We start from the raw sequence: 19,513 nt of genomic DNA on the forward strand, positions 1-19,513 counted from the left end.
GGTTGGGTCACTGCTGGGGCAGGCCGTAAGATCGCGGCATCGCCGTTGATCGCACGGGACGTGTATCGTCGGGAACCATGTTCCGCCCTCTGCACGCCGGAGAGCCGACCCGGCTGGGTGACTACCGCATCGTGGCGGGCCTCGGTGAAGGCGGGCAGGGCGTGGTCTACCTGGCCGAGGACGCCTCGGGCGAGCGGGTGGCGGTCAAGGTGCTGCACGCCAGGCTGGCCGGGAGCAGCGAGGCGCGCGAGCGCTTCTTACGCGAGGTGGACGCGGCCATGCGGGTGGCGGCGTTCTGCACGGCCCGCGTGCTGGACGTGGCGGTCGACGGCGACCGGCCTTACATCGTGTCGGAGTTCATCGACGGCTTGTCGCTGGAGAGTTCCGTCCGCGAGCACGGGCCCAGGTCCGGCGGCGCGCTCGACCGCATCGCGGTCAGCACGGCGACCGCGCTGGCGGCGATCCACCGGGCCGGGATCGTCCATCGTGACTTCAAGCCGTCCAACGTCCTGCTGGGCTCCGACGGCCCCCGGGTGATCGACTTCGGCATCGCGCGCGCGATCGACCTCACGGCCACCGGCGGCTCGGTGGGCACCCCGGCGTACATGGCTCCCGAGCTGATCCACGGTGAGCCGGCGCAGCCCGCGTCCGACGTGTTCAGCTGGGCGGTGACCGTGGCCTTCGCCGCGACCGGCCGCGCGCCCTTCGGCCAGGACACGCTGCCCGCGGTGATGTACCGCATCCTCAACGCCCAGCCGGATCTGGACGGCGTTCCCGAGCCGCTGCGCGCCCTTCTCGCCCGCTGCCTGGCCAAGGCGCCGCAGGAACGTCCCACGGCGGCCGAGGTCCTGCACCTCCTCCTCGGCCACGGCCAGACCTCGACCAAGCCCGTCGCACCACCCACTCCGGGAACGCCGCCCACGGGTGGCGTTCCGCCCGCCGACCCCACCACAGACGCGCGCCGCCGCAAGCGGTCCAGGCTCCTGGTGGCGGGCTCCGCCGCCACCGCGGCGGTGCTGGTGAGCGTGATCGTGGTGGCCCTGGAAGGGGGAGGGAGCGACTCCACGGCGACACCCACGCGCTCGGCGAACTCGGGCATACCGTCGGCGACGGCCGGCGTCGCCGCCCGGCCGTACGGCAGGCGGATCGCGAAGGCCGTCCTCGGCGGCGAGGTGAACACCCTGGCGGTGAGCACCTACGGCGGACAGCGCGCGGTGCTGGCCGGGAGCACCAAGGGCGTGGCCAAGGCGTGGACGTTCGATGCGCGCCCCAGCGAGCTGACCGAGCTGAAGAACTCCGGGAGCGAGGAGACGGACGCCGCCATCGACGTGGGCGAGGTGGACGGGCAGGCGGCCATGTTCCAGCGGCTGCAGAACGGTGGGGTCATCGTCTCCGGCGGGGACAGCCTCGAGCCGCTCGGCCCCGCCTACAAAGGCCACCAGAAGATCGTCTACACGATCGCCGCCGCGCAGGTGGCGGGCAAGACGGTCCTGGTCAGCGGTGACGAGGCCGGAAAGCTCCGCGTGTGGGACCCGAAGACGGGCAAGGACTCCGGGCCCCAGCCCAAGACGGCGGGCGGCGAGCCGATGTTCGGTGTCGCGACCGGCACGATGGACGGGCACCCGTTCGCGGTGACCGCGTCGGCCGATGACACCGCGCAGGTGTGGAACCTGGAGACCGGCGCCCTGGCCGCCACCTTCCGCGGCCACATCGGTGACGTCTTCACCGTGGCGACCGCGGTGATGGACGGCCAGTCTCTGGGGGTCAGCGGCGGTTCCGACCACAAGGTCCGCGTTTGGGACCTGCGCAGCGGCCAGGAGATCACCTCGTTCTCCGGTCACACCGCCCAGGTCGCCTGCCTGGCGGTGGGCCGGGTCAAGGGTCGCGCGGTGGTCGCCTCCGGCGGGTTCGATGGAACCATCCGTGTCTGGGACCTGCGCACCGGCAAGCCGATCGGCGACCCGTTGAAATCTCCCGGCGGGCGCGTCTACTCGGTGGTGATCGCCGAGGACGACGGGGAGTCCTGGCTGGCCGCGGGCGACTTCAAGGGAAACGTCACAGGATGGAGTCTCGGCCCGGCCTCCCCTTAGAGCGATGAGGTCTCCGGCGCCTCGCGTTGGCGGCGGTCCGACACCGTCCGGCGGGATGCCTTTGGGGGCGGCGCTCGGGGGCGGCGTGGCCGAGTTCGCGGGCCTTGCGGCCGTCCTCGCGGGCGCGACAGGAGTGTGTCTGGCGGCAGTCGGACTGGTGTGGCGCGCGTTGTCGGAACGAATTTCCAGGCCGCTGACCAGCGCACCTACACTTTCCGACATATCCGGATCACGTTAGTCACCCTAGACACTGTGCTGAAGTGACATGATTATCCCCGAGCTTGAGGGGATGGTATGCGGAAGATCGGCGGACGGTACCTCCTGAATGAGGAGGCCGGTCGTGGAGGTATGGGAGTCGTCTGGCGTGCGTTCGATCAGCTCCTCCACCGTACGGTGGCGCTTAAGGAGCTGACCTTGGCCGGTGAGGTCGAGATGGTGCGCCGCCGGGTGCTGCGTGAGGCCAGGATGGCTGCTGGGCTGACGCACCCCAACATCGTCACGGTGCACGACCTGATCGAAGAGGGCGGCAAGCTCTGGATCGTGATGGAGTATCTCGACGGACTCTCCTTGCACCAGCTGCTCTCCCAAGTGGGCACGCTGCCGGCGCAGTCGGTCGCCGCGATCGGGCAGCACCTGCTCGCCGCGCTGCGGACCGCCCACCAGGCCGGGGTGCTGCATCGTGACGTGAAGCCCGCCAACGTCATGCTGACCGGCGACCGGGTGGTGCTGACCGACTTCGGCATCGCCACGGCCGAGGGCGACATCCGCATGACGACGTCGCGGCGGCTGCGCGGCACGCCTGCCTTCATGGCCCCCGAGCGGCTCCACGGCGGGCCGGCCAGCAAGGAGGCCGACATGTGGTCCTTCGGCGCAACCCTCTACAGCGCCGTCGAAGGCCAGCCCCCTTACCCGGGCCAGGACGCGGCCACCGTGCTCGGCATGGCCAGGAGCGGCCCCTATCCGCCGCCCCGGCGGGCCGGGGTGATGCGGCCGCTGATCGAAGGGCTGCTGCACAACGACCCGGTGCGCCGCTTCACGCCGGACCAGACGGCGGGTTTGTTGGCCGGCATGCGCGCCAGCTCGTTCCAAGCCGCCATCTAACGCACTGCCTGGGACAGCGAAACGGCTGTTCTTGGTGAAAGCGGATCGCTGGGTGCGCAGGGCTGTCAACGCCGACAGCGGACGGCTAGCGTGGAGGAGGTGGATGTCGTCTACACCCCTTATGATCCGTCGATCAACGACGATCCGTACCCCGTCTACGCGCAGCTGCGCCGGGAAGCGCCGATCTACCACAATCCGGACCTCGACTTCTGGGCGTTGTCCCGGCACTCCGACGTCTCGGCCGCGCTGACCGACAGCACTCGCTACTCCAGCGACCACGGCCCCATGCTCGATCGCGGCGCGTGGGGACCGCACGCGCGGACGTTCTTGTCGTTCGTGGCCATGGACCCGCCCGAGCACACCCGGATGCGGTCGATCGTGTCACGCGCTTTCACACCGCGCCGGGTCGCCGCCCTCGAACCCATGATCAGGGAGATAGCCCGGGGCTACATCGCACTGGGCCTCGAGAAGGGCACGTTCGACTTCGCCCGCGATCTGTCGGCCAAGCTGCCGCTGGACGTGATCTCCGAGCTGATGGGCGTGCCGCCGTCCGACCGGGCCGAGGTACGCCGCAAGTCCGACACCCTGGTCAGGTACGACCCGCAGGGCGAGATGTCCGACGCCGGGCTCAAGAGCATCCTGTCGCTCGGCGACTACTACGCCTCGATCATCGCCGATCGCAAGATCACACCGCGCGACGATCTCGTCTCCGCTCTCGTGGCCGACGGCGGCCTGACCGACGAGGAGATCGAGGCGTTCATCTTCCTGCTGATCGGGGCCGGCTCGGAGACCACGACGCACCTGCTCAGCGCCGCCTGGTACTGGGCGTGGCGCCATCCGGACCAGCGCGCCGCCGCCTTCAGCGGGGCGATCACGCCGTGGGTGGAGGAGTCATTGCGGTACGACACCCCGGCGCACGGCCTGGCCCGCCGCCTCACCGAGCCCACCGAACTGCACGGCACACTCGTCCCCAAGGACGCCAAGATCTGGATCCTCATCGGCGCCGCCAACCGGGACGGGTCGGTCTTCCCCGATCCCGACGCCTACGACCTGACCCGCGACACCTCCCGCGCGATCAGCTTCGGCGTCGGCCGCCACTACTGCCTCGGCGGCCCGCTGGCCCGGCTGGAGGCGCGGGTGACGCTGGAGGAGCTGACGAAGGCGGTCTCGCCCGGCTACGAGATTCACGAGGAGGGCATCAGACGCACCGCGCACGGCAACGTACGGGGCATGGTCCGTCTCCCGACCACCGTCAGACCAACCTGAAGAGACTGCTACCTTCTGGTCATGGCTGAGATCGTGTACCCGCCGGTTATCGCCGCCGCGCGGACCCTCTTTCGCGCGCTCGACATCCGCTTCCATATGGAGGGGACCGAGCACGTGCCACAGTCCGGGGGCGCCGTGCTGGTGAGCAATCACATCAGCTACCTCGACTTCATCTTCGCCGGGTTCGCCGCGTTGCCGTCGAAGCGGCTGGTGCGGTTCATGGCCAAGCAGGACGTGTTCGAGCATCGGATCTCGGGGCCGTTGATGCGCGGCATGCATCACATCCCGGTCGATCGGGGGGCCGGCGCGGGGTCGTACGCGACGGCGCTGCGGATGTTGAAGGCCGGCGAGGTGGTGGGCGTGTTCGCCGAGGCCACGATCAGCCGGTCGTTCACCGTCAAGGAGATCAAGAACGGCGCGATCCGGATGGCGCAGGCCACCAACACGCCGATCATCCCGGTGGCATTGTGGGGCAGCCAGCGGCTCTGGACCAAGGGGCGACCGCGCAAGCTGCTGCAGCGGCACGTGCCTCTCACCATCCTGGTAGGCGAGCCGATGCACCCGAAGCGGGGCGAGGACATCAACCAGCACACCGCCGACCTGCATGCCCGCATGTCCGAGCTGGTGGACCGCGCCCAGCGCACCTATCCGGAGATTACTCCGGGAGCGTGGTGGCAGCCCGCCCACCTGGGCGGCACGGCCCCGACCCCGGAGGAGGCGGCGGCCATGGACGCGGCGGAGGCCGAGGCAAGAGCGAAGAAGGCATAACGCCCGTCGGGGTGGTGCGCAGGGACAGTCCCGGCATGGTGGTGACGGCCAGCTCGGTGGCGATGAGGATGTCGTCGCTGCGGGCGACCGTGGGAGGGGCCATGACGATTCAGCGGATGGACAACGTCGGCATCGTCGTCGACGACCTTGAGGCTGCTATCGCGTTCTTCGTGGAACTCGGCATGGAGCTGGAGGGCAAGGCGCTGGTCGAGGGGCCTTGGGCGGCGCTTCTCGTCGGCGAGGTGGTGCAGTACATGGACATCTACCGGTTGTGCTACATCCGCGGCCCCGAGGGCATCGTCGTCGCACTGGCCGAGGAGCTCGGCTGACGGCCTATCGCGGCCGACCTCGCGACCAGATCCGCTTGTGTGGACCAAGAGACCACGACGAGAGGGATGACCGTGCAACCGTACGAGATCATCGCCTGGAACGGCTCGCAGATCGTCATGTGCACGTCGAAGAACGCTCCGAAGCTTCGGGCCTTGAGCGAGAACCCGATGGTCGCCCTGACGATCGACACCGAGGTGCACCCGCCCAAGATCTTGCTCATCCGCGGCCGGGCCGAGCTGGACTTCGTCGAGGGCATCCCGGACGAATATCTCAAGGCGACCAGCACCTATGAGATGACGCCCGAGCAACGGGTCGTGTGGGAGGCGGAGGTGCGTTCGCTCTACCACGACGGCATGGTCCGGATCGTCGTGACCCCGACCTGGGCGAAGCTGATCGACTTCGAGACGACTCTGCCGAGCGCGGTCGAGGAGCTGGTCCGGCAGCGGGAGGAACGTCAGCGCGGCTGAGCGACACCCGCCTGATCGCCGAGGGCGTCGACGTGCTCCAGGCAGCCCTCGCCCGCGACCGGCTGGGCGAGTTCCAGACCCAGGCCGCCGTCGCCGCACTGCACGCCGACGCCAGGACGGCCGCGGAGACCGACTGGGTGCAGATCGTCGAGTGGTACGACGAACTGGTGCGCCTCACCGACAACCCGGTGGGCGAGCGCAGCCGTGCAGTTGAGCGCCAATGCGATTGACATTTCCGCCTCTTTCAGCGAGCAGATGGGTACGCCTACACCACGTGGAAGGAGGGAGGGGCTTGCTCGTCGGGCTCAAGCCCCCGACGTCCAGACCCCTCGAAGAAGGAATGAAGAAGCTCATAAATGCGGCGAACTCGTTTGTTGAGGACGCGTTGAACGGCATGGCCGCGGCCCACCCCTCGCTGCGGATCCGCGATCAGGTGGTCTACCGGGCCGAGGGCCCGCGTCCGGGCAAGGTCGGCCTGGTCTCGGGCGGCGGCTCCGGGCACGAGCCGCTGCACGCCGGTTTCGTGGGATACGGCATGCTCGACGCGGCCTGCCCCGGCGAGGTTTTCACCTCGCCCGTGCCCGACCAGATCATCGATGCGACGAGGGCGGTGGACAGCGGCGCGGGCGTCCTGCACATCGTCAAGAACTACACCGGCGACGTGCTCAACTTCGAGATGGCCGCCGAGCTGGTCGAGAGCGTCGAGGTGGCGAGCGTGCTGGTCGACGACGACGTGGCGGTGCGGGACTCCCTCTACACGGCGGGCCGCCGCGGCACCGGGGCGACGTTGTTCGTGGAGAAGATCGCGGGCGCGCTGGCGGAGGAGGGCGCGCCGCTGGCCGAGGTGGCGAGGGTGGCGGGCGAGGTGGACGAGCGCAGCCGGTCGTTCGGAATCGCGCTGACCTCGTGTACGACGCCACACGCCGGCAAGCCGACCTTCGACCTGCCGGAGCACGAGGTGGAGCTGGGGATCGGCATTCACGGCGAGCCGGGGCGCGCGCGGGCTCCGATGGCGTCGGCCCGTGAGCTGGCCGGGATCGCGATGGAGACCATCCACGGGGACATGCCGCTCCACGGCGATCTGCTGGTCATGGTCAACGGCATGGGCGGGACGCCGCTCATGGAGCTGTACGTCGTGTTCGCCGAGGTGGCGTCCTTCGTCAAGGGGAAGGGGGCGCGCGTGTCCCGATCACTGGTCGGCAACTACGTGACGAGCCTGGACATGCAGGGTTTCTCCGTGACGGTCTGCCTGCTGGACGACGAGCTGACGCGCCTGTGGGATGCGCCGGTCGAGACGCCGGGGCTGCGCTGGGGGCGTTGAATGGACACCATGGAGACCTTGGACACTGCCTTCTTCGTGGCGTGGTTCGCGGAGGCGGCCAGGCTGGTGCGCCAGGACCGCGACCGGCTGACGGAGCTGGACGCCGCGATCGGCGACGCCGACCACGGCACGAACCTCGACCGCGGCCTCACCGAGGTCACCAAGGCGCTGGCCGAGTGGCCGCCAGAAACGCCGGTGCAGGTGCTGACGTCGGCCGGGGCGGCGCTGATCCGCCGGGTGGGCGGGGCTTCCGGGCCGCTGTACGGGTCGGTGTTCCGTCAGATGGGCAAGGCGTTGCGGGCGCCGGTGACGCTGGCGGGGTTCACGGCGGCGTTCGAGGAGGGGGTCGTGGCGCTGGAGCGGCTGGGCAAGGCGGCTCTGGGTGACAAGACCATGGTGGACGCGCTGGCGCCCGCGTCCCGTGCGCTGGCGCTGGCCGTACGGGACGGGGTGGGGCTTCGGGAGGCGTTCGAGCAGGCGGCGCGGGCGGCGGCGGAGGGCGCTGAGGCGACGATCCCGATGCAGGCCCGCAAGGGGCGGGCCAGTTACCTGGGCGAGCGCAGCGTCGGGCACGAGGATCCGGGGGCGGCGTCGGCGGCGTTGTTCATGGCCGCGCTGGCCACCGTGGCGGCCTGATGCAAGCCGCGCGATGACGGAGGCCGGGTGATGGTGGGCCTGGTGCTGGTGTCGCACAGTGCGGGGCTGGCGGCGGAGGCGGTGCGGCTCGTCCGGGGAATCGCCGGTGCCGGCACGCCGGTGGCGGCGGCGGGCGGCACGGACGACGGCGGGCTGGGCACGAGCCTGGATCTCATCGAGGCCGCGGTACGGGCGGTCGACCAGGGTGATGGGGTGGTCCTGGTGCCCGATCTGGGCAGCTCGGTGCTGACTGCCCGCCTGGTGGAGGAGCCGGGGCGGGTGGTGCTGGCGGACGTGCCGTTCGTGGAGGGCGCGATCGCGGCGGCGGTGGCGGCGAGCACGGGGATGCCGCTGGCCGACGTGCTGGCCGCCGCCGAGGAGGCCCACACCTTCCGCAAACTCTAGAAACCCGGCGATCGCTCGGCGCGCCGGAATCTCGGACGCCCCTGGATCAGTGGCCCTTGAAGGCCTCCTCCAGCCACCACGAGCCTCGATCCTTCGTGACCTTGGCATGCACGAGCAGGGGCCGCTCCCGTGGCCCCTTGAGCCATTCGGCCACGCCGGCCAGGTCGCCCTGCTCGGTGACGGTCACGGCGGCGAAGCCGTGGCCGCGGGCGATGGCGGCGAGGTCGGCCGGTGGGAAGGTGACGGTATCCAGGGGATGGCCGTGGGGTCCGAAATGGTGCACCTCGGCCCCGTACGCCTCGTCGTCGTACACCACGACCACCATCGGCAGACCCAGGCGGACGACGGTTTCCAGCTCCGCGCTGCCCATGAGAGCGCCGCCGTCGCCGAGCGCGGCCACCGGCAGCCGGTCCGGCTGGGCCAGGGCGGCGCCGATCGCCGTCGCCAGGCCCAGCCCGATGGACTGGAACGCCTGCGTGAAGCAGAACCCGCGCTCGTCCGGGACGTCGAGGAACATCGACGGGTATCCCATGAAATTTCCGGAGTCGATGGAGAGGACGCGCTCGAGCGGCAGCAGGTCGTCCAGGCCGATGGTGAGCGTCCTGGGGTCGATCCTGCCGCCGCCGCTCTCGTCCCCGTACGGCACGTCCCGCCAGCGACCCTCGGCCTGGATGCGTCGCGCGAGCGCCGGGGAACGATGACCCCGGCCGCCGGCCGGCTCGGGGGCCAGGGCGGCCGCGACGGCTGCCACGTCGCCCACCACGCCCAGGTCCACGGGCACGTACGTGCCGAACGCCGACCGGTCGAGGTCGACCTGCGCCACCTTCCCGTCCCGCGGGATCAGGGTGCCGTGGCGGGTGGTCCACATGTTGAGCGCGCACCCCCACCCGACGACCAGGTCCGCGCCGCCGATCAGCTCGGCCGCCAGCGGGGTCGCGAAGCCGCCGCTCACGTCCAGGTCCCATGGGCTGCCGCGGAACAGCCCTCTGGCCACGGCCGAGGTGGCCAGAAGGGCGCCCACCCGGTCGGCCAGGGTCTCCAGCTCACGGCGTGCGTGCCGGGCGCCGCGCCCGGCGATGAACACGGGCCGCCGAGCGTGGCGGAGCAGGCGCGCCAGCTCCGCCACCCCACCGTCACTCGTGTTCACGGCACCGGACTCACCGCCGCCGGCCGGCCGGACGCCGGGCGGATCGCAGGGCATGGCCTGCACGTCGAGCGGGAGGTTGAGCAGGACCGTGCGCCGTTCCTCCACGGCCACCCGGTACGCCTCCACCGCCTGCTCCCCCGCGCCCTCCGGCGAGGCGACCCGCATCGGCACCGCCCCCACCGCCGCAGCCATGGCGTCCTGGTCGATGTGGAAGTTGGAACGGGGATCGGTGACCTCGCCGGCGAGGACGATCAGCGGGGTGCGGCTCTTGGCGGCCTCCGCGATGCCGGTCAGCGCGTTCGTGAGCCCTGGCCCCTGATGCACGGACACGATCCCGGCCCGCCCGCTCATCCGGGCGTAGGCGTCGGCCATCGTCGCGGCCCCGCTCTCGTGCCGCGCCGCGACGAACCGCACGCCGGCGGCGACGAGCGCGTTCGTGACGTGGAAGTTGCCGCTGCCGACCACGCCGAAGACGGTCGTGGCGCCGCAGTCGGCCAGAGCCCGGCCCACGGCTTCCGCGACGATCAACGTTCCACCAGGGCCAGCACCCGGACAGGGCTGCCTGAGCCGCCCACGATGGGCAGCGGCGGCGCGACCACGACGGTGCCGGTCACCGGCAGGCGGTCGAGGTTGCGCAGCTGGGTCAGGCCGTACTTGCCGGCGCCGAGCAGGAACGAGTGGCAGGGGAAGGCGGGGTCGAAGGAGTGGGCGGCGCCGGCGTCGGTGCCGACGGTCTCGACGCCCAGGCCGATGATCGGCGTGTCGGACGCCAGCCAGGAGGCGCATTCGACGGAGACGCCGGGCGTGTGCGGCCCGGTCTCGTTGGCGTTCAGGAAGGCGGCCTGGTCGGAGGAGCGGGTGTCCCAGCCGGTGCGGTAGAGCAGCCAGCCGCCGTCGGGCAGCGGCCCGTTGGCGCGTTCCCACTCCTTGACGTGGTCGATCTGGAGGAGGAAGTCAGGATCCTTGGACGCCTCGGCGGAGAAGTCGAGGACGACGGCGGGCGCGATCAGCTTGCCGGCGGGCACCTGGGAGACGTCCTGGCCGTCGCGGGCCGTGATCCAGTGGATGGGGGCGTCGAAGTGCGTTCCCGTGTGCTCACCCGTGTGAATGTCGTTCCAGTACCAGGCGGGGCCGCGGTCGTCGTACCGGCTGATCTCCTCCAGCCGGAAGGGGATCGTGTTGCCGAACGGGTCGGGCAGCTGGAGGATCGGCGTCTGCGACGACAGCGGCGCCGTGAGGTCGATCACCTCGATCGCGCCGCTGCGCACGTGGTCCACGAAGCTCTGCAACACCGACATGGCGTCCTCCTTGATGGCTTGTGCGCATCCTCCTATGTCCGTGTTCAGGCCTTCAAGCCGGTGAAGCAGATCGCGACCATGGACTTCCCGGCCGCGGGTGATGCCTACCCTTCGGCTCGATCCTTCTGCTCGGAGGTCTTGAGCTTCTCCCACTTCTCGAGCAGCCCCGTCATCTCGCTCTGGATGAAGCGGAAGAAGTCCCGCATCTCGCCGACCCGGCCGCCGGCGCGCGTCTCGGGCCCGCCGAGCGCTTGGGCTCCGCCATCGGCGAGGTCGGCGATCATCGCGTAGACCCCGCCCGTGGTGGTGCTCGACAGGTACCAAGCGTTGTCCCGCAGCAAGTAGACATCGCGGCGCGAGCCGGGAATCGGGCGCCGGTCCATCAGGCCGATCTGGATGAGGTAACGCACGGCACCGGAGATCGCCGACGGGCTCACGCCGAGGCGGCCGGCCAGCTCGCCGGCGGTGAGCGTGTCCTCCTCGGCGCACATCATCGTCAGCAGCACGCGCGCGGCCATCCGGGGGAACCCCCACTCCGCGAACATCCGTGCGGTGCTCTCGACGAACTGCTCCACAGCCCGCTCGTCCCTAGATGTCACGGATCCTCCTTGATGCAGACATGCGCCAAGTTTACAGGTTTTTCAATCTTCACACTCGTGTGAAACATGTGTAGCTTAATAACCATGACAACTGCGATCACGATCGCGAACCTCGTCAAGACGTTCGGCGAGACCCGTGCGCTCGACGACCTCGACCTCACCGTTCACACCGGCGAGGTCCACGGTTTCCTGGGCCCGAACGGGGCCGGCAAGTCCACAGCCATCCGCGTGCTGCTCGGCCTGATCCGCGCCGACTCCGGCACCGTGCGGCTGCTCGGGGGCGATCCCTGGCGCGATGCAGCCGAGCTCCACCGGCGCCTGGCCTACGTTCCCGGCGATGTGGCCCTGTGGCCCAACCTGACCGGCGGGGAGACCATCGACCTGCTGGGGCGGCTGCGCGGCGGCCACGACACCAGGCGCCGCGCCGAGCTCCTGGAGCGCTTCGAGCTCGACCCGCGCAAGAAGTGCCGCACCTACTCCAAGGGCAACCGACAGAAGGTCGCCCTGGTCGCCGCGCTGAGCTCCAACGCCGAGTTACTCATCCTCGACGAGCCCACCTCAGGGCTCGACCCGCTCATGGAGGCGGTCTTCCAGGAGTGCATCGCCGCGGAGCGCGGGCGCGGCCGTACGGTGCTGCTGTCCAGCCACATCCTGTCCGAGGTCGAGGCGCTGTGCGACCAGGTCAGCATCATCCGGGCCGGCCAGGTCGTCGAAACCGGCAGCCTGGACGATTTGCGCCACCTGTCCCGGACCTCCATCACGGCCGAGATCGGCTCCCCACTCCCCCGGCTCAGCGCCCTGCCGGGCGTGTACGACGTGCACCACCAAGGAAGCAAGCTCAGCTGCCAGGTCGACCCGGCCGCCCTCCCGGAGGTCCTGCGACTCCTCGGCCAGGCCGGCGCACGCAGCCTGACCAGCCGGCCGCCCACCCTGGAGGAGCTGTTCCTGCGCCACTACACCCTCGCCGACCGGCACGCCGGGGCGCTGCGATGAACGCGCTCACCGGCACGGGCCGGCTCTTCCTGCTCTACCTGCGCCGCGACCGGCTCGTGGCCACCTGCTGGGTGGTGTTCCTGCCCCTGCTGGTGGTGAGCCAGGTCGCCTACTACGAGACCATGCTGCCCACCGAGACCGACCGGGTGAACTTCGTCGCCCAGGTCGGCGGCAACGCCGCGCTCACCGCGTTCAGCGGCCTGCTCTACGGGGACGCGCTCGGCAATCTCGCGATGTGGAAGATCGGCGACATCGCCTACACGCTGGTGGCGTTCATGGCCGTGCTCAGCGTCATCAGGCACACCCGGGCCGAGGAGGAGTCGGGGCGCGCCGAGCTGGTCGGCTCCACGGTCGTCGGCCGGTTCGCCTCCCTCACGGCGAGCCTGCTGCTGGCCTGGGCGGTCTCGCTCGCGGCCGGGCTGCTGACCGCGCTCGGCATGATCGGTTACGGGCTGGACGCGGCCGGCTCGTTCACCGTCGCGCTCGGGATGACCGGGCCCGGACTCGTGCTCGCCGCCGTCGCCGGGCTGGCCGCGCAGCTCACCGAGCGGGCCCGTACGGCCGGCGCGATCGCGTTCACCGTGCTCGGCCTCCAGTACCTGATCCGTTTCACCGCCGACGGCGGCGGCATCCTGTGGCTGCGCTGGCTCTCCCCGAACGGGTGGAGCCACCTGATGCGGCCGTTCGGCGGCGACCTGTGGTGGGTCTTCCTCCTGCCGGTGGCCGCGTGCCTGGCGATCAGCGCCGTGGCCTACCGGCTGGCCGCGCGGCGCGATCTGGGCGCGGGCGTGCTCCAGAGCCGCCCCGGCCCCGCGGTGGCGGCGCCCGGGCTGCGTAGCTCACCGGCCATGGCCTGGCGGCTGGAGCGCAGCCAGCTCCTCGGCTGGACCGGCGCGTACGCCGGGTTCAGCGCGATCACGGCAGGCGTGGCCAACGGCATCCCCGAGATCGCCAAGCAGGCGGGCCCGCAGATCGAGGAGTTCTTCCGCCGCTACACCGCCTCCCCCGACGCCGACCTGTCCGACACCTTCATCTGGATGGTGCTGCTCAGCCTCGCCGGGATCGCCACGCTCCATCCCATGTTGTCGGCCGTGCGGCTGCGTGCCGAGGAGACCAGCGGGCGCGCCGAGCTGCTGCTGTCGACGCCCGTGGGGCGCGTGCGCTGGGCGGGCAGCCATCTGCTCTTCGCCGCCCTGGGCTCCCTGACGACGATGACCGCCTCGGGGCTCGCGGCCGGGCTCGTGTACGGCCTCACCGCCGGCGACGTGGGCGCCCACCTGCCACGCGTGCTCGGTGCCGCCCTGTCGCTGGTGCCCGCGGTCTGGGCCGTGGGCGCGGTCGGCATCCTCGCCCTCGGCCTGATGCCCCGCTGGGCGGTGGCCGCCGTGTGGGTGGTGTTCATGTTCCAGCAGCTCTTCGGCGAGCAGATCGGTCCCGCCCTGGGCATCGACTACTGGATCGCCAACGCCGTCGTGCCCATGCACCACATCCCGAAGGTCCTCACCGGCGCCGCGTTCGACGCGACCCCGCTGCTCGTCCTCACCGCCCTGGCCGTAGCGCTCGGCGGCGTGGGCCTGACGGCGCTCAAGCGCCGCGACCTCACCTGACGCGAGCGCTCCGGAAGATCACGCTCGGGTCCACTCCGCGCAGCCGCCGGTCTGGAACGCTTTGTCCGTCGGCTCGATGGTGACGGTGGCCGGGCCGGTCGGCATGCCGGAGGTGATGATGTCGGCCAGGTTGGCGGAGGTGCTCTTCATCCGGGCCCAGAAGCACATGGAGAACCCCGTGGTGGGCCCGGCGCTGCGGTAGGTACAGGGCTGGATGTCCCTGCCGACGACGAACGTGCGCAGGGAGGCGGGGTTGATGGCCGGAGTGGCGCCGCCCCCAGCCGGTTGCGTCGCACCGGGCTGCGTTGCTCCGGGCTGGGTCGCGCCAGGCTGCGTTGCTCCGGGCTGGGTCGCGCCAGGCTGCGTCGCACCGGGCTGCGTTGCTCCGGGCTGGGTCGCGCCAGGCTGGGTCGCTCCGGGCTGCGTCGCTCCGGGCTGCGTCGCTGCGGGGTCGCTCGGCGCACTCTGCTGGGGTGCGCTCGAGGGCGGCGTGCTCTGGGCCGGCTGGTCGACGGGCGGGTCGGGGTCCTCCGCCGTCACCGTGATCGTGGGCGCGGGGCCATCCGGTATCGTCCCCGCGCCGAACCCCACGAAGACCCCCAGGAGAAAGCCCAGCAGCGCGGCGAGTCCGGACACGAGCAGAATGATCGTCGGACTGCTCGTCGCCCGCGGGTAAGGAGGCGGGTACTCAGGAGGTCCGTACATCACGGACCCAAGCGTGCCATCCCTGTCAACGGTGGAGATAGTCGACGAGCGACGCCTTCTCCGTCTCCAGCTCCTCGATGGCGCTCTTCACCACGTCGCCGATGCTGACGATGCCGACCAGCCGGCCGTTCTGGACCACGGGCATGTGCCGGAACCGCTGCGTGGTCATGATCCGCCGCAGCGCGTCGACGTTCTCCCCTGGCCCGACCGTGCGCACGTCCGTCGTCATGATCGCGGAGACCGGCTCGTCGAGGACCGCCGCGCCGCGGTCATTCAGGTGGCGTACGACGTCACGCTCCGAGACGATCCCCTGGATCGTGACGCCGTCGGTGGAGACGACGACGGCGCCGATGTTGTGCTCGGCCAGCTTGGCCAGAAGGTCCCGGACGGACGCCTCCGGTGCCACGGTCGTCACGTCGCTGCCCTTGCCGCGAAGGATCGTCCCGATGAGCATGTGCACCACCTCTGCCCTCAGTGTTCCAAATGCTGGGTCCAGGCAAACAACCATGCGGGTACGCCGTCAAGGCGTCACGTAGGCTGCTTGCCGTACTAAATCCGATATAAGGACACAGACTAGATGACCGAGCCGCTCAACATCGGAAGCCATGACCTTCCCATCACCGAGGAACTGGCCGCATTCATGCGCACCGGCTGGGCGGATACGAGTCGGGTGGATGTGGCGGCGCTGCCGATCGCGCCGTGGGCGGCCAAGCGCCGCGCCGCGCTGGCGGCACGGTTTCCCGGTGAGCGGCTGGTGGTCCCGGCGGGCACGCTCAAGGTCCGCAGCAACGACGCCGACTACCGGTTCCGGCCGCACAGCGCATATGCGTACCTGACGGGCGCGGGCGAGCCGGACGACGTGCTGGTGATCGAGCCGTCCGGGGAGAGCGTCCTGTACCTGCGGCCGCGCTCGCCCCGTGAGGAGGGCCAGGAGTTCTACCGGGACCGCCGCTACGGCGAGTTCTGGGCAGGGCGCCGCCCTGACCTGGCGGAGGCCGCGGCGCTCTACCAGATGGAGTGCCGGCACATCCGCGACCTAGAGCTCGACAAGCCCGCCCGGGTGCTGCGCGGCGTGGACGCCTCGGTGGACGCGGGGGCGCCGCGCGGCGAGGGCGACGCCGAGTTCGAGTCGTTCCTGTCGGAGATGCGGCTGGTCAAGGACGAGTGGGAGGTCGGCGAGCTGCGCTCGGCCGTGGACGCCACCGTGCGCGGCTTCGAGGACGTCGTGCGGGCGCTGCCCCAGGCTGTCGGGCATCCGCGCGGCGAGCGGTATCTGGAGGGCGTGTTCGGGCTGCGGGCGCGGCTGGAGGGCAACGCCGTCGGCTACGAGAGCATCGTGGCCTCCGGGTCGCACGCGTGCGTGCTGCACTGGATCCGCAACGACGGTGCGCTGAGCGCCGGTGACCTGCTCCTGCTGGACGCGGGCGTCGAGTCGGACACGCTCTACACCGCCGACGTGACCCGCACGTTCCCCTTGTCGGGGCGGTTCAGCCCGGTGCAGCGGCAGGCGTACGAGCTGGTGTACGAGGCCCAGACGGCCGCCATCGCCACGCTCCGCCCGGGCGCCCGCTTCCGCGACTTCCACCTGGCGGCCATGCAGGTGATCTGCGACGGCCTGCGTGACTGGGGCCTGCTCAAGGGCTCCACCGACGAGCTCATGGAGACCGGGCTCTACCGGCGCTACACGCTCTGCAGCAGCGGCCACATGCTGGGCCTGGACGTGCACGACTGCGCGAAGGCGCGGGCGGAGGTCTACCTGGACGGCGTCCTGGAGGAGGGCTACGCGCTCACCGTCGAGCCGGGGCTGTACTTCCAGCCGGACGACCTGACCCTGCCCGAGGAGCTGCGCGGCATGGGCATCCGCATCGAGGACGACCTGGTCGTCACCGCGGACGGCGCGGCGCTGCTGTCGTCGGGGCTGCCGCGGCGCGCGGACGAGATCGAGTCCTGGATGAGTGCCCTGGCGTAACGGAGCCATCACGTTTCGTACTGGGCTGACAAGGTGTGAGCTGGGTCTCATACCTTTTCCTCAAATTCGCCGCAAAGCGTCGACTACTAGAAAACCCGTCAGTAGGGTGACTGATCCGTAGGCGGCGGAGGTGGTCAGCTCATGGCCTTGTCCGGATTCGTCGGACGCAAGGCCGGGTCGGTGCTCGGACAGGTCGGTGACCTGTTCGTCATCGCCCTGGAGGGGCTGCGCCGCAGCTGGGACGTCAAGAGCTGGTGGTGGGAGTTCGTCGACCAGTGCTGGTTCCTGGCCCGGGTGACCAGCGTGCCCGTCCTGCTCGTCTCCCTGCCGCTGGGCGCCACCGTGGCGCTGCAGGTGGGCGAGCTGGCCTGGCAGCTCGGCGCGGGCTCGGCCACCGGCAGCGCCGTCTTCGTCGGCCTGATCCGCGAGGTGGCGCCGCTGGCCAGCGCGTTGCTGATCGCCGGGGCCGGCGGCAGTGCCATGACCTCCGACATCGGCGCGCGCCACATCCGCGATGAGTTGTCCGCGATGGAGGTCATGTCGGTCAACCCGATCCATCGCCTGGTCACGCCGCGCATGTGGGCGGCCAGCACGATCGCGGTGTGCCTGTGCCCGCTGGTCATCCTGGCGGGCGCGAGCGGCGGCTACTTCTTCAACGTGGTCGTGCAGGGCGTCACGCCGGGCGCCTACTTCGACGGCGCGCTGTCCCTGGTGGTCGCCTCGGACCTGTACGTCACGCTGTTCAAGGCGTGGATCTTCGGGTTCATCGCGGCGGCGGTCGCCTGCTACAAGGGCATGACCTGCGCGACCAGCCCGGTCGGGGTGGGGCGGGCGGTCAACCAGTCGACCGTGGTGACGTTCATGCTGGTGTTCACGTTCAACTACGTGATCTCCGCGGTGTACTTCCTGGCCTACCCGCCGAGGTCGCTCTGATGGTGACGCGGACGGCCGGCCTCAGACTCGCCCTCCGGGGGCGGGATCTCGCCGAGCGGTTCGCGACGCTGGCCGACTGGCCGCTGTTCGTGTGGAAGGTCCTGTACTACTCCGTCCGCGACGTCGTGCTGCGGCTGCGCTACATCAAGGTCGTCTTACGGCAGGTCAGCGACGTCGTCGTGGGCGTCGGCGCGACCGTCATCGGCGGCGGCATGATCTTCGTGGTGTTCACGATGGCGTTCGTCGTGGGCGCGACCGTCGGCCTGCAGGGCTACCAGGGGCTGCAGGCGATCGGCGCGGAGTCGTTCATGGGCCTGGTGGGCAGCTTCGCCAACGTCCGCGAGATCACCCCGATCATCGCGGCGACGGCGCTGGCGGCGCAGGTCGGCTCGTCGTTCACGGCGGAGCTGGGCGCGATGCGGATCTCGGAGGAGATCGACGCGCTGGAGGTGATGGGCATCAACGCCTTCACCTATCTGATCTGCACCCGGGTCGTGGCGGCGCTGCTGGCGCTCATGCCGATCTACCTCATCGCGTTGTTCGCCAGCTTCTTCGCCACGCGGCTGATGTGCACGGTGTTGTTCGGGCTGGCGCCCGGCGTCTACGACTACTACTTCTACCTGTATCTGCCGGTCAGCGACATCGTGTTCAGCGTCGCCAAGGTGGGCGTGTTCGCCTTCGCGGTCATCGTGATCCATTGCTACCACGGCTTCTACGCCACCGGCGGCCCCGTGGGCGTGGGGGTGGCGGCGGGCCGCGCCATCCGCCAGTCGATCGTCACGATCGTGCTGCTCAACCTGCTGTTGTCGTACCTGTTCTGGGGCGGCGGCGGCAACATACCGCTGACGGGGTGAGCCGGTGGCCCGATTCGAACTCTCCCTCGCCGCCCGGGTGGGCATCGCCTTCGCCATGCTCGCTCTGCTGGCGGCGGCCACGGTGTACGTCATCCGCACCGCCACCCAGATCAGCGGGACCCGGATCGACGCCGTCTTCGCCCGGTCGGGGCAGGGCCTCGACACCAATTCGCCCGTCAAGATCCGCGGCATCACGGTCGGCGACGTGACGGCCGTGTCGCTCGACGCCAAGGGCCGGGCGGTGGTGACCATGCACATCGAGCCCGGCGTCAAGGTGCCCCAGACCGCGGTCGCCTCCATCGAGCCGTCGTCGGTGTTCGGCCCGAAGTTCCTCGCGCTCACGCCCGGCACGGGCGAGACCACCGGCCCCTACCTGGCCAGTGGCGCCGTCATCACCGACACCGAAGGGCCGCTGGACCTGTCCGACACGCTCGGCGCCGCCTACCGCGGCCTGGACGCCGTCGACCCGCGCGAGGTCACCGTGATCGTGCACACCATCGCCAAGGGGCTCGACGGCAAGGGCGAGCACCTGCGCGAGCTGATCGGCGACGCCGGCACCGTCGTCGCCGTCGCGCACCGGCACCGCGGGCGGGCCAGGCAGTTCCTGCACGACACCGCCGCGCTCGGCACGGCACTGTCGGACAAGGGCGACGAGCTCGTCTCCATCTCCTCCGACGTCAACGTCATCACCCCCGACCTGCTCAAGCGCGCCGACAAGGTACGCGTCCTGCTCGACGAGGTCACCTCCGTCTCCGGCCAGGCAGCACACGGCTTGCGCAAGCACCGCCAGAACCTGCGGGCCGGGGTGCACTCGGGCGAACGGGTGGCCGCGCTCATCTACGCCCAGCTCGGCCTGGCCGGCGACGGCATCCGCGGCGTCAACCGGCTCGTCGACCTGCTGAACGAGCTCATCGAGGCCCAGGGCCCGGGCGACACCCGCCAGCTGCAGGTCGAGGCGTTCCTCGCGACCGACGTCTGCGAGCTGATCGTCGGCTCCTGCGGACCCACCGACGGGAGGCGCTGA

20 protein-coding genes and 1 pseudogene are annotated in these 19,513 nt (G+C 70.5%); 16 read left to right on the forward strand and 5 right to left on the reverse strand.

The genetic code is table 11. From position 1 onward, the window contains the following. The first annotated feature begins 77 nt into the window (after positions 1–77). The 10 genes and pseudogenes from OHA25_RS45025 to OHA25_RS45070 all read left to right on the forward strand — a co-directional run bounded on the left by OHA25_RS45025 (position 78) and on the right by OHA25_RS45070 (position 8,384). The gene (locus tag OHA25_RS45025) at positions 78–2,090 is read left to right on the forward strand and encodes a serine/threonine-protein kinase (protein WP_327583021.1); all 2,013 of its coding nucleotides are present in this window, start codon (positions 78–80) and stop codon (positions 2,088–2,090) included. Positions 2,091–2,384: 294 nt separating this feature from the next. Then, the gene (locus tag OHA25_RS45030) at positions 2,385–3,191 is read left to right on the forward strand and encodes a serine/threonine-protein kinase (protein WP_327583022.1); all 807 of its coding nucleotides are present in this window, start codon (positions 2,385–2,387) and stop codon (positions 3,189–3,191) included. A 99-nt stretch (positions 3,192–3,290) separates the two neighbouring features. Then, the gene (locus OHA25_RS45035) at positions 3,291–4,457 is read left to right on the forward strand and encodes a cytochrome P450 (RefSeq protein ID WP_327583023.1); all 1,167 of its coding nucleotides are present in this window, start codon (positions 3,291–3,293) and stop codon (positions 4,455–4,457) included. Between the two features lie 21 nt (positions 4,458–4,478). Further along, a complete protein-coding gene (locus OHA25_RS45040) occupies positions 4,479–5,225 on the forward strand; it encodes a lysophospholipid acyltransferase family protein (protein WP_327583024.1) in 747 nt (248 codons plus the stop codon). A 101-nt stretch (positions 5,226–5,326) separates the two neighbouring features. Next, a complete protein-coding gene (locus tag OHA25_RS45045) occupies positions 5,327–5,554 on the forward strand; it encodes a hypothetical protein (protein ID WP_442941964.1) in 228 nt (75 codons plus the stop codon). A gap of 66 nt (positions 5,555–5,620) precedes the next feature. Further along, positions 5,621–6,022, forward strand: coding sequence for a pyridoxamine 5-phosphate oxidase (locus OHA25_RS45050; RefSeq protein WP_327583025.1), 402 nt, complete (start codon positions 5,621–5,623; stop codon positions 6,020–6,022). Beyond that, positions 6,019–6,234 (forward strand): annotated as a pseudogene (locus tag OHA25_RS45055) (RNA polymerase subunit sigma-24); the annotation flags it as partial. The gene OHA25_RS45050 and the pseudogene OHA25_RS45055, both read left to right, overlap by 4 nt. Positions 6,235–6,362: 128 nt before the next feature. Then, positions 6,363–7,343, forward strand: coding sequence for a dihydroxyacetone kinase subunit DhaK (gene dhaK / locus OHA25_RS45060; RefSeq protein ID WP_327583026.1), 981 nt, complete (start codon positions 6,363–6,365; stop codon positions 7,341–7,343). Between the two features lie 9 nt (positions 7,344–7,352). Continuing rightward, positions 7,353–7,979 (forward strand): dihydroxyacetone kinase subunit DhaL, encoded by a 627-nt coding sequence (dhaL, locus tag OHA25_RS45065; RefSeq protein WP_305922137.1) that lies wholly within the window; start codon positions 7,353–7,355, stop codon positions 7,977–7,979. A 30-nt stretch (positions 7,980–8,009) separates the two neighbouring features. Then, positions 8,010–8,384: a PTS-dependent dihydroxyacetone kinase phosphotransferase subunit DhaM gene (locus OHA25_RS45070; protein ID WP_327591136.1), complete on the forward strand. Its 375-nt coding sequence runs from the start codon at positions 8,010–8,012 to the stop codon at positions 8,382–8,384. 46 nt (positions 8,385–8,430) lie between these two features. Here the strand turns inward: OHA25_RS45070 and OHA25_RS45075 are convergent, their stop codons facing one another. The 3 genes from OHA25_RS45075 to OHA25_RS45085 form a co-directional block, all read right to left on the reverse strand. Beyond that, positions 8,431–10,059 (reverse strand): thiamine pyrophosphate-binding protein, encoded by a 1,629-nt coding sequence (locus OHA25_RS45075; protein ID WP_327583027.1) that lies wholly within the window; start codon positions 10,057–10,059, stop codon positions 8,431–8,433. Then, on the reverse strand, positions 10,056–10,829 hold the full coding sequence (locus OHA25_RS45080) for a cyclase family protein (protein ID WP_327583028.1): 774 nt from the start codon (positions 10,827–10,829) through the stop codon (positions 10,056–10,058). The genes OHA25_RS45075 and OHA25_RS45080 overlap by 4 nt, the downstream gene beginning before the upstream one ends. 104 nt (positions 10,830–10,933) lie before the next feature. Beyond that, entirely contained in the window at positions 10,934–11,428 is a 495-nt protein-coding gene (locus OHA25_RS45085; RefSeq protein WP_327583029.1) for a GbsR/MarR family transcriptional regulator, read from the reverse strand. Between the two features lie 84 nt (positions 11,429–11,512). On the opposite strand from OHA25_RS45085, the gene OHA25_RS45090 reads away from it, so the two are divergent. Continuing rightward, positions 11,513–12,421 (forward strand): ABC transporter ATP-binding protein, encoded by a 909-nt coding sequence (locus OHA25_RS45090; RefSeq protein WP_327583030.1) that lies wholly within the window; start codon positions 11,513–11,515, stop codon positions 12,419–12,421. Then, entirely contained in the window at positions 12,418–14,028 is a 1,611-nt protein-coding gene (locus tag OHA25_RS45095; RefSeq protein ID WP_327583031.1) for an ABC transporter permease, read from the forward strand. Before OHA25_RS45090 ends, OHA25_RS45095 begins: the two co-directional genes overlap by 4 nt. A gap of 18 nt (positions 14,029–14,046) precedes the next feature. On the opposite strand, the gene OHA25_RS45100 is transcribed toward OHA25_RS45095, so the two are convergent. Continuing rightward, the gene (locus OHA25_RS45100; RefSeq protein WP_327583032.1) at positions 14,047–14,664 is read right to left on the reverse strand and encodes a hypothetical protein; all 618 of its coding nucleotides are present in this window, start codon (positions 14,662–14,664) and stop codon (positions 14,047–14,049) included. A gap of 94 nt (positions 14,665–14,758) precedes the next feature. After that, on the reverse strand, positions 14,759–15,187 hold the full coding sequence (locus OHA25_RS45105; protein WP_305922130.1) for a CBS domain-containing protein: 429 nt from the start codon (positions 15,185–15,187) through the stop codon (positions 14,759–14,761). 123 nt (positions 15,188–15,310) lie between these two features. Between OHA25_RS45105 and OHA25_RS45110 the strand changes: the two genes are divergently transcribed. The 4 genes from OHA25_RS45110 (at position 15,311) to OHA25_RS45125 (ending at position 19,513) form a co-directional block, all read left to right on the forward strand. Further along, entirely contained in the window at positions 15,311–16,702 is a 1,392-nt protein-coding gene (locus OHA25_RS45110) for an aminopeptidase P family protein (RefSeq protein ID WP_327583033.1), read from the forward strand. A 141-nt stretch (positions 16,703–16,843) separates the two neighbouring features. Next, on the forward strand, positions 16,844–17,635 hold the full coding sequence (locus OHA25_RS45115) for an MlaE family ABC transporter permease (protein WP_327583034.1): 792 nt from the start codon (positions 16,844–16,846) through the stop codon (positions 17,633–17,635). After that, on the forward strand, positions 17,635–18,489 hold the full coding sequence (locus tag OHA25_RS45120) for an ABC transporter permease (protein ID WP_305922127.1): 855 nt from the start codon (positions 17,635–17,637) through the stop codon (positions 18,487–18,489). Before OHA25_RS45115 ends, OHA25_RS45120 begins: the two co-directional genes overlap by 1 nt. A 4-nt stretch (positions 18,490–18,493) precedes the next feature. After that, positions 18,494–19,513: an MlaD family protein gene (locus OHA25_RS45125; protein ID WP_327583035.1), complete on the forward strand. Its 1,020-nt coding sequence runs from the start codon at positions 18,494–18,496 to the stop codon at positions 19,511–19,513.

It is taken from the genome of Nonomuraea sp. NBC_00507 (assembly GCF_036013525.1).
Lineage (GTDB): Bacteria > Actinomycetota > Actinomycetes > Streptosporangiales > Streptosporangiaceae > Nonomuraea.